The organism is Acidimangrovimonas pyrenivorans (genome assembly GCF_042643245.1).
Lineage (GTDB): Bacteria > Pseudomonadota > Alphaproteobacteria > Rhodobacterales > Rhodobacteraceae > Acidimangrovimonas > Acidimangrovimonas pyrenivorans.
Genome location: NZ_JBHRSK010000007.1, coordinates 240,277 through 252,396, shown reverse-complemented (window position 1 = coordinate 252,396; position 12,120 = coordinate 240,277). Strand labels below are relative to the sequence as shown.

Below are 12,120 nucleotides of genomic sequence, written 5' to 3'. Positions count from 1 at the left end.
GCTCGCCCTGCGCGGTTCCCGGGCGCAGCGGGCGGAGGTGCGCATTGCATGAAGGGGGCGCTCTCCCGCATTCCGAATGCCCCGCCGCCTCCCGCAATCCGCCTCCCCTTGCCGCGCGAATACCCTCTTGCGCTTGGAAAAAGGCCACGTTTTCGCCAGACTGCCCCGCTAGACAGGCTGCGAACGGGGCGCCGCGCGGGCGCCGGACGGGCGCCGGACGGGCGCGGTGGGGCAAGGGCATGGCACGGGAACGGGAAGTCGGAACCCTCTGGATCGGCGGCGCGCTGAGCTGGCTGGAACAGCTCTGCCTGAAATCCTTCGTCGATGCCGGACAAAGGATCACCCTGTTCTCCTACCACGATATCCCCAACGTGCCCGAGGGCGTGATCCGTCGCGACGGGCGCGAGATCATCGAGACCGAGGATTTCCTCAAATACGAGAAGAAGGACAGCTTTGCGCTGTTCGCCGACCTGTTCCGGCTGCACATGCTCAGGCAGTGCCCGGGCATGATCTGGGTCGATACCGATGTCTATTGCCTGCGGCCGATGGCCTATGACAGCGATTATGTCTTCGGCCACGAGCTGCCCGACAGCGACCGGATCAACAATGCCGTGCTCGGGTTGCCGGCCGACAGCGCAGTGCTGGCCGACATGCTCGACTTTACCGCCGATCCCTTCGCCGTCCCGCCCTTCGTCAAGCCGCGGCTGAGGGCGGAATACGAGGCGGCGGCGCTGGCCGGCCAGCCGGTCCATGTCAGCGCCCAGCAATGGGGCGTCTGGGGGCCGATGATGCTGACCCATTTCATCCGTGCCCACGGGCTGACCGACAGGGCGCAGCCGCTCGACGCCTTCTACCCGATCCCGTTTCCCGAGCGGATCCGGATGATCCGCGCCGCCTCGAAGGTCGAGGCGCGGCTGACCGGGAACACCACGGCGCTGCATCTCTGGGCCTCGAACAAGCGCGAGCTGGGGCGGCGGTTCCACGGGTTGCCGCGGCGCGGCTCCTACCTCGCCAAGCTGGTCGAGGCGCATGGCATCCGGCCCGAGCTGGCGCCGATCAGGGGCCGGGGCGGCGAGCTGTTCGAATCCGGGCTGGTCGAGGCGCTGGAGCTCGACCGCGTCGCCAGCATCGGCGATCTGGGCGGCACCGCGCGGGCGGCGGTGCTGGGCGCCTGGCTGCAGCACGATTGCGATATCGTGCTGATCGATGCCGACCGCCGGGGCGAGTTTCCACAGGCCGAGAGCCGCTGGGTGGCCGAGTACCGCGCCTTCCTGGAAGCCAACGGCGTGCCGGCAGAGGCGGTGCGGGTGGTGCGGCGCGCAGCCGATCTGCGCCCCGTCGACCTGCTGCTCAACCTGCAGAATTTTGGCGACCGGGCGAAGATCAAGCATATCGCCCCCTTCCTGCGCGCCTGCCTGCATTCCGACAGCGTCATGGTCACCGACATCCGCAAGAAATCCGGCAGCTACCCGTTCCTCAACGATTTCGGCGCCTGCGAGACGCTGTCAGAGCGCGACGATGACGGCATTCCGGTCACCCGGGCGCTGTTCCGGCCCAAGGCGCCGGAGGCGGCGGGCGATGCCGGGGCCGATCCCGACTGGGCGGCGATGGCGCGCGACCTGGCCGGGCCGCAGGGCTTCTTTCGCGACAACGGGCTGCATTCCTTCCTCTACATCCCGCGCGGCGACACCCTCGTCGTCAGTTTCGACAACCTCGACATCGCGATGAACAAGCGCGAGGGGCGCAAGCCCTGGGGGTTCGATTTCATCGCCCGCCAGGGCTGGTCGATGCTGGGGGTGATGGCCAATGGCTGGACCTGGTATCGCGACCCCTGGGTCTGCGACCAGTTCGACGCGCTGGCGGCCGAGGGTTTCTTCGACCGCTTCGAGCGGGTGGTGTTCTACGGCGCCTCGATGGGTGGCTACGCCGCCGCGGCCTTCTCGGGCGCGGCGCCGGGGGCCGAGGTGGTGGCGATCTCGCCCCAGTCGACGGTCGACAAGGCGGTGGTGCCGTGGGAGACGCGCTACAAGGTGGTCTGGGACGCCGATTTCAGCGGCAAATACGGCGACGCGGCACGGGTCTCGGGCGCGGCGCGGCGGGTGACGATCCTCTACGATCCCTACGAGCCGCTGGATGCCGGCCATGCCGACCGCTTCACCGCCCCCAACGTGGTCAGGCTGCGCACGCCGCTGCTGGGCCACCGGCTGGGCTCGTCACTGCAGCAGATGGGCATTCTCAACGACATCATCCTCGGCGCGCTGTCGGGCCAGTTGACCGAGCGCGACTTCTACCGTCGCCTGCGCGCCCGCAAGGATTTCCCGCGCTACCAGAAAGAGCTGTTCCAGCGCGCGCTCGACCGCGACCGGCCCGAGCTGGCCCGGCGCCTCGGCCGCTACGTGCTGGCGCGCGGCGACCACCGCTTCATCCGCCAGCGGATGCAGGGGCTATAGGGCTTGCCCGTGACCAGGGGGCCGGAGCGGGGCAGGGCAAAGCCATGTGCATTGCCCTGAGGGCGCGTGGCCGCCCGGCGTGAATGCCGGGCGACAGGATCAGCTCCGCGCCAGGTTCGCCGTCAGCAGCCCCATGCCGATCAGGGCGCTGCCGCCGGCGCGGTTCATCCAGCGCAGCACGTTGGGCCGGCGGATGCGGGCGCGCAGCCGGTCGGCCAGCAGCGCATAGCCGAGCGCGTTCAGTGTCGCCAGCCCGACGAAGGTGGCGATGAGGGTGGCGAACTGGCCCGGCAGCGGCTGGCCGAGGTGGATGAACTGCGGCACGAAGGCGATGAAGAAGGCGATGGATTTCGGGTTCAGCGCCGTCACCGTGGCGGCATGGGCGAAGATCGCGCGCGCCTGCTTGGGCGTCGCCTCGGGCATCGTGTCGGCCTTGGGCGCGGCGCGCAGCAGCTTGAACCCGAGCCAGACCAGGTAGACCGCTCCGATCCATTTCAGCACCGTGAACAGCTTGGCCGAGGCCAGCACCAGCGCGCCGAGCCCGAGCAGCGAGGCGGTCATGGCGATGAAATCCCCCAGCGCCACGCCGAGCGCCATCGCCAGCGCCACCCGCCGTCCCTGGGTCAGCGAATAGGAGATCACCAGCAGGATCGTGGGGCCGGGGATCATCAGCAGGGCGGTGGAGGCGGCGACGAAGGCGAGCCAGAGATCGAGGGACATGGGGATACTCCGTAAAGACCGGCCGCAGCGAGCCACGCGCGGCCGGTCTTGTCAACGGGGCGCTGCCGGGGCGGCCCTTATTCCGGCAGTCTATTCCGGCAGGCAGATCTCGCGGCCGGCGATCGCCCGCAGCGTCCGCACCACCAGCGCGGCGATCAGCAGCACCAGCAGCCCGAGCAGCCCCAGCGCCAGCAGCCGGTGGGGCTCGGAGCCGGTCTGGCCGGCGAAGAGGAAGCTGGCGATGGTCAGGGCGGCGAGCGGGAAGCTGAGCGCCCAGAAGGACAGGGCGAAGGGCAGCCGGGCGATGCGCGGCAGCTGCGTCGCCACGATCAGGGCGAAGACAAAGGCCGCGTTGATCAGCACCCGGGCGAAGGCATCGACCTCTCCGGTCAGGCGCATCCAGGCGATGAAGGCGACGGCGGGCGGGGCGATCAGGATCACCAGGGTCGGCTGCAGCCGGCCGGGCAGCGGATCGTGGAAGATCAGCCGGTTGACCACCAGCGTCAACAGCACGACCCAGAACATCATCCCCATCGAGAAGAAGAACCAGGAAATCTCGGGATGGCCCAGCGGCACCCCGGCGACGGGAACGACGACGTTGCCGACCGCGGGGATGAACCAGGCCGGCGACAGGTGGCCGTGCTGGAAGGCGCGGGTGCCGATCCAGCCCGAGACGACGGCCAGCGTCAGCACCAGCTGCAGCGCGGCGCCGATGGCCCACAGCGCCTCGGCCAGCCCCTTGTGATGGGACAGGGTCGCGGTGGCGATCAGCAGCAGCGAGATCGAGACGGTCGGGAAGAAGGCGAGGCGGACGGGATGGTTCCACTCAGCCCGCACCTCGCCACCGTGGCGCAGCGCCTTGAGGGCGTAGGCGATGGCGATCAGGGCGAATATCGCCGCCGAGACGTAGAGCATGACATGCGACGCGACGGGGGCGAGGCCGAGGGCGGTTTCGCCCGCATGCAGCGCCAGGGTCAGGCCGGTCAGCCCCATGACGATGGCGAAGAAGGTGATCGGGAAATGCTCGAGCCGGCCGACTTCGGCCGGATGATCGGGGGCCGGATGATCGGTATGCGAGGTCATGGGAGGGGCTCCGCAACGGGAAGCGCCGGACGCGGCGCGGAAATCACTGGCAGGAATGGCCCCGGCCGGGCAGTGCCGGCCGGGGCGGGGTTCGGGGCCGCTCAGCGGCGCGTTTGCGGCCGGTCCTCCTCGGCCATCCGGCGGTCCTCCTGCAGCTCAAGCCACATGGCGTTGAGCACGGCGACGCCGGCGGCGAGGGGAAGTCCGAGGATCCAGGCGAAATACCACATGGAACGGTCCTTTCCTTAATAGACGCTGTGGCTGTTGCTGGTCACCTCGGCCTCGGTCACCTTGCCCCACAGCACTTTGTAGACCCAGGCGGTGTAGGCCAGGATGATCGGCATGAAGATGACCGTCACCACCAGCATGACGAAGAGGGTCATCTGCGAGGACGAGCTGTCCCAGACCGTCAGCGACGATTTCGGGTCGATCGACGACGGCAGGATGAACGGGAACATCGTCAGCCCGACCGAGGAGATCACCCCGAAGATGCCCAGCTTCGACCACAGCAGGGTCGAGACTTCACGCCCGGCCCGCAGCCCGAGCACCGCCATCACCATGCCGGCGAAGCCCAGCGCCGGGGCGAGGATGATCCACGGCCGGGCGCCATAGGCCGCCAGCCAGCTGCCGCCGTGATCGACCGCGGTCAGCAGCGGGTTGGCCGGCATGTCGGCCGGCACCGCGCCGGCGAAGTGGTAGGCGGGGATGCCGAAGGCGAGCCAGAGACCGGCCAGGGCATAGCCCACCACCGCCACCAGCCCGGTGATCGAGCCGATGGCACGGGCGCGTGCGGCGACCGGCCCCTCGGCCTTGAGCGACAGCCAGGCGGCGCCATGGGTCAGCAGCATGGTCAGCGAGACCACGCCGGCGAGCAGGGCGAAGGGGTTGAGCAGGCCGAAGAAGGTGCCCTCGTAGATCGAGTGCAGATCCTCGGTCAGCCGGAAGGGCACGCCTTGCAGCACGTTGCCCACCGCGACGCCGAAGATCAGCGCCGGCACCGCGCCGCCGACGAACAGCGCCCAGTCCCAGGTCGCCCGCCAGCCGGCGCCGTCACGCTTGGAGCGGTACTTGAACGCCACCGGCCGCAGGATCAGCGCCGCGAGGATGGCGAACATCGCCAGGTAGAAGCCCGAGAAGCTGACCGCGTAGAGCGGTGGCCAGGCGGCGAAGATCGCCCCGCCGCCGAGGATGAACCACACCTGGTTGCCTTCCCAGACCGGGCCGACGGTGTTGATCGCCACCCGGCGCTCGACGTCGGTCTTGCCGACGAAGGGCAGCAGCGCGCCGACCCCCATGTCGAAGCCGTCGGTCAGGGCGAAGCCGATCAGCAGCACGCCGAGCAGCAGCCACCAGATCACCTTCAGGATGTCGAAGTCGATGAGTGTATGAAGGATCATGATTTCTTACTCCGCAGGCGAAAGGCCGGCCCGGTCGTCGTCACAGGCGTTCAGCCGCTTCTCGTGGCGTTCCATCCACTCTTCGGTCTCTTCCACGTCCTGGTAGGGGCCCTTGCGGATGTATTTGATCATCAGCCCCATCTCGACGATGAACAGCACCGAGTAGAACAGCGCGAAGCCGGCGATGGTGATGGCCAGGTCGGTGGCGCTGAGATGGCTGACCGACAGCGCGGTCGGCAGCACCCCGTCCACGGTCCAGGGTTGGCGGCCGAATTCGGCGGTGAACCAGCCCAGCTCGGCCGCGATCCACGGTGCCGGGATCATCCACACCGCCAGGCGCAGGGCCGGGCGCGGGAAGCGCATGCCCTTGAACGAGGCCATGTAGAAGAAATAGGCCATCGTGCCGATGAAGCCGAAGCCGAGCGCGACCATGATCCGGAAGGACCAGAACAGCGGCCAGACCGTCGGCACGGTGTCGTTGGCGGCCTTGACGATCTGCGCCTCGGTCGCGGTGCGCGGGTCGTTGACGTAGGGCTTGAGCAGGAAGGCGTAGCCCAGATCGCGCGAATGGTTCTCGAACGAGACCTGCACGTTGTCGGGCACGTCGCCCTTGGCTTCGCGGATCTTCATCAGCGCGCCATAGGCGACGATGCCGGAACGGATCTTGTTGACGTTCTCGGCCACCAGCTGGTTGATGCCGGGGATCTCGCGGGTCAGCGACCGGGTGCCGATCAGGCCCATGGCCCAGGGGATATGCACCGCCCACTTGGTCTCGCGCGCCTGTTGGTCGGGCATGCCGAACAGGGTGAAGGGCGCGGGCGCCGGCTCGGTGTTCCACATCGCCTCGATCGCGGCCATCTTCATCTTCTGGTTCTGCGACACGTCATAGCCCGACTCGTCGCCCAGCAGCACCACCGACAGCGCCGAGGCCAGGCCGAAGGCCGAGGCGACGGCGATCGAGCGCCGCGCCAGTTCCCAGTGCCGGCCCTTGAGCATGTACCAGGCCGAGACGCCGATCACGAAGACCGCGGCGGTGACATAGCCGGCCGAGGTCGTGTGGACGAACTTGGCCTGCGCCACCGGGTTGAACAGCACGTCGAAGAAGCTGGTCATTTCCATGCGCATGGTGATCGGGTTGAAGCTCGCCCCGACCGGGTTCTGCATCCAGCCGTTGGCGATCAGGATCCACAGCGCCGAGAAGTTCGACCCCAGCGCCACCAGCCAGGCGACGACGAGGTGCTGGACCTTGCCCAGCTTGTCCCAGCCGAAGAAGAACAGGCCGACGAAGGTGGCCTCGAGGAAGAAGGCCATCAGGCCCTCGATCGCCAGCGGGGCGCCGAAGATGTCACCGACATAGTGGCTGTAGTAGCTCCAGTTCATGCCGAACTGGAACTCCATGGTGATGCCCGTCGCCACGCCGAGCACGAAGTTGATGCCGAACAGCGTGCCCCAGAATTTCGTCATCTGCCGCCAGATCGGGCGGTTGGTCATGACATAGACCGTCTCCATGATCGCCACGACGATCGACAGTCCCAGGGTCAGCGGTACGAAGAGGAAGTGATAGAGAGCCGTCATCGCAAACTGGATGCGGGACAGCTCGACGATACTGAGATCCATGGTTCGTCGCTCCGGTTGGCCGGAAAAGAGTATTCCGGCGACTCATGATAGAAGCTGTAATAAGATAACATTCACGGCTTAGAATTGATGCAGATCAAAACGCTGCATCGCCGCTACACCTTATCACGCGATCGCGACGATCCGTGTGCTGTGTTTGAGGTCGTCCGGCCGGTGCGAGGCGATCAGCAGCGCCGCCTGCGGCAGGGCCGCGCGCAGGCCGGTGAGCACCGTCTCGGCGGTGGCGGGGTCGAGCCCCTCGGTCGGCTCGTCGAGCAGCAGGATTTCCGGGTGCCGCAGCACCGCGCGGGCCAGCGCGAGGCGGCGCGATTCGCCGCCCGACAGCCCGGCGCCCCCTTCCGAGAGCTCGGCATCGAGCCCGCCCTTGGCGGCGACGGTCTCCTCCAGCGCGACGGCCCGGAGCGCGGCCCAGGCCGCGTCGTCGGTCAGGTTGTCGGTGGCCAGGGCGAGGTTGTCGCGGATCGTGCCGGCGACAAGCGCGGTGCGCTGCGGCACCAGCACCAGCCGGGCGCGCAGGGCGGGGTCGGGCCAGTCGGCCAGCGGCTGCCCGGCGAGCGCGATCCGGCCCGCCTCGGGCGTCAGCAGGCCGGCGGCGAGGAACAGCAGCGTGCTCTTGCCGGCGCCGCTCGGACCCGAGAGGCCGACGGTTTCGCCCGGCTTCAGGTCGAGGGAAAACCCTTCCAGAACAGGGCTTTCGGCACCGGGGCGGCGGAAGGTCAGGCTGTCGATCGCCAGCGTCGCCGGGCCGGCGGGCAGGGCGGGGGCGGTGGCTGCCGGGGCCGGCTCGGTCCCCGTCAGCACGCGGTCCGCGGCGTCGCGCATCCGGCCCAGCTCGGCCATGCCGCGGCGCAGCCCGAAGATGGTTTCCGACAGCGCCAGCGCGGTGAAGAATCCCAGCGCCGCCGCCGCCGGGTCGATCGCGTGGCGCGCCGCCAGCGCCCCGCCGAGGGCAAGGGCGCCGGCGGCGGTCAGCGTTGCGGTCAGCGACAGGGCGAGGTCGGCGCGGCGCTCGATCCGGTCCTGGGCGGCGAGGGCGGCGCGGGTCTCGGCATCGGCGGCGCGGGCGGCATCGCGCTGGGCCTCCATGCGGCCGAAGACGATCAGGTCGGTGCGGGCGCGGGCGAGGTCGATGACCGCCCGGCGCAGCCCCTGGCCGGCGCGCTCGGCCCGGATCGAGGGCGCGTGGCCGGCGCGCGCGGTCCAGATCAGCACCAGCGTGCCGCCGATCAGGTAGCCGGCGGCGATCCAGCCGGCGACGGCATAATCCACCAGCCAGGCCAGCGCCGCGAAGGTGACGGCATGGGTGAGCAGGGCGGCGATCAGGGGCAGGACGAGGCGCAGGGCGACGCCGTCGAGGGCATCGACATCGGCGGTGATCCGGTTGAGCGCGGTGGCGCCGCGCAGTTTCAGCAGCGCGTCGAGCCCGGCCCGGGTCTGGCGCCGCATCAGGTCGATGCGCAGCGCGGTCAGGGCGCGCAACGTCGCGTCATGGGTCAGCAGCCGCTCGCCATAGCGGGCGGCGGTGCGGCCGAGGGCGAGGGCGCGGACCCCGGCCGAGGGCCGGAAGACGTCGAAGCTCAGCCCGGCCCCGGCGAGGCCGGCGGCGGCGGCGGCGGTGATGAACCAGCCCGACAGGCCCAGCAGGCCGGCGCCGGCCAGCAGCACCGCGACCGACAGAGCCGCGCCGCGCGCCATGGCGCCGGGCGCCGCGCTCCAGATGGTGCGGAAGATGCGCCACAGCGATCTCATGCCGGCGCCTCCATCGGCACGGTCCGGTCCATCGCCGCGGCCAGGCGCGGGTCGTGGGTGGCGACGACAAGGGTGGTGCCGCGGTCCTTCAGCTCGGTCAGCGCGGCGATGACGGCCGCGGCGGTCTCGGCGTCGAGATCGGCGGTCGGCTCGTCGGCCAGCAGCAGGTCGGGCGCGGCGACCAGCGCCCGGGCCAGGATCAGCCGCCGCGCCTCGCCGCCCGAGATGCCGCCGCCGGTTTCGCCCAGCCGTGCCGACAGCCCGCCGGGCAGGGCGGCGACGACATGGCTGGCGCCGGCGGCCCTGATCGCGGCGGCCGGGTCGGCGCCGGTCTGGCGCAGGTCGAGATTGGCGGCCAGCGGTGCGTCGAGGAAATGCGGCGATTGCCCGACCCAGGCCAGCCGGGCGCGCCAGGCGTCGGCGGTGTCGTCGCTCAGGGGCTGGCCGGCGACGCTGACGCTGCCTTCGGCGGGCCGGGCGAGGCCGGCGGCGACGGCGAGCAGGGTCGATTTGCCGACGCCGCTGGGGCCGGTGACGGCGACGGCCTCTCCTGCCGCGACGCCGAGGTCGGGCAGGCGGACCAGCCGCGGGCCGCGCTGGACGGCGACGCGGTGCAGCGACAGCGACAGCGGGCCGGGCAGCGGCTTCGCCGGGGCGCCCCGGCCCAGCACCGGGGCGGCCTCCTCGGCCTCGAGCGCGGCCAGTTCGCCGGCCACGGCCTGGGCGGCGGCGCGGTCGTGCCAGGCGGCGGCGAGGTCGCGCAGCGGCTGGAAATACTCGGGCGAAAGCAGCAGCAGGAAGACCCCGGGGCCGAGCGCCAGCGGCCCGCCCCAGGTTCCGAAATCGATCGTGCCGAGCAGCGAGAAGCCGACATAGACCGCGATCATGGCGACGCCGAGGGCCGAGAACAGCTCGAGCACGGTCGAGGACAGGAAGGCGATGCGCAGCACCGCCATGGTGCGGGTTCGCAGCCCCTCGGCGCGGGTGGTGAAATCGGCCGCGGTGCGCTCGGTGGCGTCGAGCAGGCGGATGTCGACCAGCGCCGAGAGCCGGTCGATGAGCAGGCTGTTCATGTCGCCGATCTCGACCATCTGGCGTTCGCTGGCGTCGCGCGCCGCCATGCCGACCAGCGCCATGAAGACCGGGATCAGCGGGCCGGCGACCAGCAGGATCAGCCCGGCGGCCCAGGAGATCGAGAAGCTGAGGCCAAGGAAGACCAGCGGCAGCACGGTCGAGCGGAAGCGGGCCGGGCGGTAGCGGGTGAGATAGGGCACCAGCAGCGGCAGCTTCTGCGCCGTCAGTGCGCCGAGCGCGGCCGAGGCGGGGCCGGAGCCCGGCATCCGCAGGCTCTCGCGGGCGATCAGGGTTTCGCGTTCGGCGGCCAGCGCGGCATCGGCGGCGCGGAACAGGGTGGCGCCGGCGGCATGGTCGAGCGCGGCGCGGACGGCGCCAGCCAGGGCGAAGCCGGCGGCGGCGAGGAAGGTCTGCGTCAGCGGCGCACCGTGGAGCCAGCCCGAGATCGCCCAGGCGATCAGCGCCGCCTGCACCGGCCAGCCCAGCCCCGACAGCACGGCCAGCACCCCGGCCCGGCGCTGGGCCCGGGCGGCGGGGGCCTCGATCCGCGCCAGCGTGGCGGCGCCGGGATCTCTCGAGGCCGGGTCTCGTGCTGTCTCGCGCGCCATGAACGCTCCGCTTGCGGGCCGGGATCGGTGGGCGGACCGCCGGCCGGGGTCTTCCGCGCCTACGCCGCGCCGCCCCGGGGATCAAGGGCTGCTCATGTCGCAGCCTGCGGCACCGGTTACACTTTTATTCGATTGCGGCGATGCTACCTCTTGCTTTCGGGGCGGCTTTGGGTGCCGATCCCTGCAGGACCGGGTGAGAGACCGGGTGAGAGGGTGAGACGCGGATGAAGCTGATCAGGCAGGCGATCGTGGCGCTGGTGGTGCTGGCGGGAGCCGTGGCGCTATGGATCGCCTATGTCCCCGAGGCGCGGCCTCTGCTGGCGCGGCTGGGCGTCTATGATGCGCTGGGGATCAGCCCGCCGAAGGCCTCCGGGACCGGCGCCGCCAACAGCTTCCGCCGGCCGGGTGGGCCCATCGCCGTGGTCGCCAAGCCGGTGGTGGATGCCGTGGCCGACGACCGCGCCAGCGCCATCGGCAACGGCCGGGCGCTGCGCTCGGTGGTGGTGACGCCGCAGGTCTCGGGCCGGATCGTCGCCGTCGATTTCACCTCCGGCGCCCGGGTCAAGGCCGGGCAGGTGCTGGCGCAACTCGACGACGCGGCGCAGAAGATCGCACTGGACAAGGCGCGGCTGGTGCTGGCCGACGCGCAGGACAAGGAAGCGCGGCTGCAGAAGCTGGCGGCCTCGGGCACCGCCAGCGACACCCAGATCCGCGATGCCAAGCTGACGGTGCGGACCGCCGAGCTGGCGGTGCGGCAGGCCGAGTTCGACCTGTCGCTGCGCCGGATCACGGCGCCGATCGACGGCTGGATCGGGCTGCGCTCGGCCGAGATCGGCGACCAGGTGACCTCGTCGACGGCGCTGGCCCAGATCGACGACCGTTCGAGCCTGTTGGTCGATTTCCGCATCCCCGAGCGTTATGTCACCCGCATCCGTCCCGGCGAGGCGGTGCAGGCGGCGCCGCTGGCCCAGCCCGAGCGGGCGCTGCACGGCGTGGTCAAGGCGCTCGACAACCGCGTCGACGAGGCCAGCCGCACCATTCTGGTCGAGGCCGAGTTCCCCAATCCCGACGACAACCTGCGCCCCGGCATGGCGTTCTCGATCTCGCTGCGGTTCCAGGGCGAGAGCTACCCGGCAGTGGCGCCGCTGGCGATCCAGTGGTCCTCCGAAGGCTCCTATGTCTGGGCGGTGAAGGACGGCAAGGCGGCGCGGCTGCCGGCCCGGATCGTCCAGCGCAGCGCCGACCAGGTGCTGGTCGCGGCGGATCTCAAGCCCGGCGACATGGTGATCACCGAGGGCGTGCAGATGCTGCGGCCGGGTGCCGCCGTCGCGGTGCTGGCCGCCGATCCGCTGGCGCCGGGCCAGGGTGGCGCGCCGGCGCCGGCCAATCCGTGAGGGTCCGGCG

At 70.6% G+C, this 12,120-nt stretch carries 9 protein-coding genes; 2 read left to right on the top strand and 7 right to left on the bottom strand.

The window, feature by feature from the left end; translation table 11 throughout:
• The first annotated feature begins 239 nt into the window (after nt 1-239).
• Nucleotides 240-2,450 carry a hypothetical protein gene (locus tag ACFOES_RS11510; RefSeq protein WP_377833418.1) on the top strand — a complete coding sequence of 737 codons (2,211 nt, stop codon included), beginning with the start codon at nt 240-242 and terminating at the stop codon, nt 2,448-2,450.
• Between the two features lie 99 nt (nt 2,451-2,549).
• Here ACFOES_RS11510 and ACFOES_RS11505 read toward each other — a convergent pair whose 3' ends face one another.
• The 7 genes from ACFOES_RS11505 to cydD form a co-directional block, all read right to left on the bottom strand.
• The gene (locus ACFOES_RS11505) at nt 2,550-3,170 is read right to left on the bottom strand and encodes a LysE family translocator (protein WP_377833417.1); all 621 of its coding nucleotides are present in this window, start codon (nt 3,168-3,170) and stop codon (nt 2,550-2,552) included.
• A gap of 90 nt (nt 3,171-3,260) precedes the next feature.
• The gene (locus ACFOES_RS11500) at nt 3,261-4,253 is read right to left on the bottom strand and encodes an SLAC1 anion channel family protein (RefSeq protein ID WP_377833416.1); all 993 of its coding nucleotides are present in this window, start codon (nt 4,251-4,253) and stop codon (nt 3,261-3,263) included.
• Between the two features lie 101 nt (nt 4,254-4,354).
• Nucleotides 4,355-4,483: a cytochrome bd-I oxidase subunit CydX gene (gene cydX / locus ACFOES_RS11495; protein ID WP_377833415.1), complete on the bottom strand. Its 129-nt coding sequence runs from the start codon at nt 4,481-4,483 to the stop codon at nt 4,355-4,357.
• A gap of 15 nt (nt 4,484-4,498) precedes the next feature.
• On the bottom strand, nt 4,499-5,650 hold the full coding sequence (cydB, locus tag ACFOES_RS11490) for a cytochrome d ubiquinol oxidase subunit II (RefSeq protein WP_377833414.1): 1,152 nt from the start codon (nt 5,648-5,650) through the stop codon (nt 4,499-4,501).
• A gap of 6 nt (nt 5,651-5,656) precedes the next feature.
• On the bottom strand, nt 5,657-7,267 hold the full coding sequence (locus ACFOES_RS11485) for a cytochrome ubiquinol oxidase subunit I (protein ID WP_377833413.1): 1,611 nt from the start codon (nt 7,265-7,267) through the stop codon (nt 5,657-5,659).
• Between the two features lie 123 nt (nt 7,268-7,390).
• A complete protein-coding gene (gene cydC, locus ACFOES_RS11480; RefSeq protein ID WP_377833412.1) occupies nt 7,391-9,034 on the bottom strand; it encodes a thiol reductant ABC exporter subunit CydC in 1,644 nt (547 codons plus the stop codon).
• On the bottom strand, nt 9,031-10,716 hold the full coding sequence (gene cydD / locus ACFOES_RS11475) for a thiol reductant ABC exporter subunit CydD (protein WP_377833411.1): 1,686 nt from the start codon (nt 10,714-10,716) through the stop codon (nt 9,031-9,033). The genes cydC and cydD overlap by 4 nt, the downstream gene beginning before the upstream one ends.
• Nucleotides 10,717-10,940: 224 nt before the next feature.
• Here cydD and ACFOES_RS11470 point away from each other — a divergent pair, with 224 nt between their 5' ends.
• Entirely contained in the window at nt 10,941-12,110 is a 1,170-nt protein-coding gene (locus ACFOES_RS11470) for an efflux RND transporter periplasmic adaptor subunit (protein ID WP_377833410.1), read from the top strand.
• Nucleotides 12,111-12,120 lie beyond the last annotated feature (10 nt).

Coding starts and splice junctions, on each gene's coding strand:
- ACFOES_RS11510 (WP_377833418.1), top strand. CDS start 240: ATGGCACGGGAACGGGAAGTCGGAACCCTCTGGATCGGCGGCGCGCTG.
- ACFOES_RS11505 (WP_377833417.1), bottom strand. CDS start 3,170: ATGTCCCTCGATCTCTGGCTCGCCTTCGTCGCCGCCTCCACCGCCCTG.
- cydC (WP_377833412.1), bottom strand. CDS start 9,034: ATGAGATCGCTGTGGCGCATCTTCCGCACCATCTGGAGCGCGGCGCCC.
- ACFOES_RS11500 (WP_377833416.1), bottom strand. CDS start 4,253: ATGACCTCGCATACCGATCATCCGGCCCCCGATCATCCGGCCGAAGTC.
- ACFOES_RS11485 (WP_377833413.1), bottom strand. CDS start 7,267: ATGGATCTCAGTATCGTCGAGCTGTCCCGCATCCAGTTTGCGATGACG.
- cydD (WP_377833411.1), bottom strand. CDS start 10,716: ATGGCGCGCGAGACAGCACGAGACCCGGCCTCGAGAGATCCCGGCGCC.
- cydB (WP_377833414.1), bottom strand. CDS start 5,650: ATGATCCTTCATACACTCATCGACTTCGACATCCTGAAGGTGATCTGG.
- ACFOES_RS11470 (WP_377833410.1), top strand. CDS start 10,941: ATGAAGCTGATCAGGCAGGCGATCGTGGCGCTGGTGGTGCTGGCGGGA.
- cydX (WP_377833415.1), bottom strand. CDS start 4,483: ATGTGGTATTTCGCCTGGATCCTCGGACTTCCCCTCGCCGCCGGCGTC.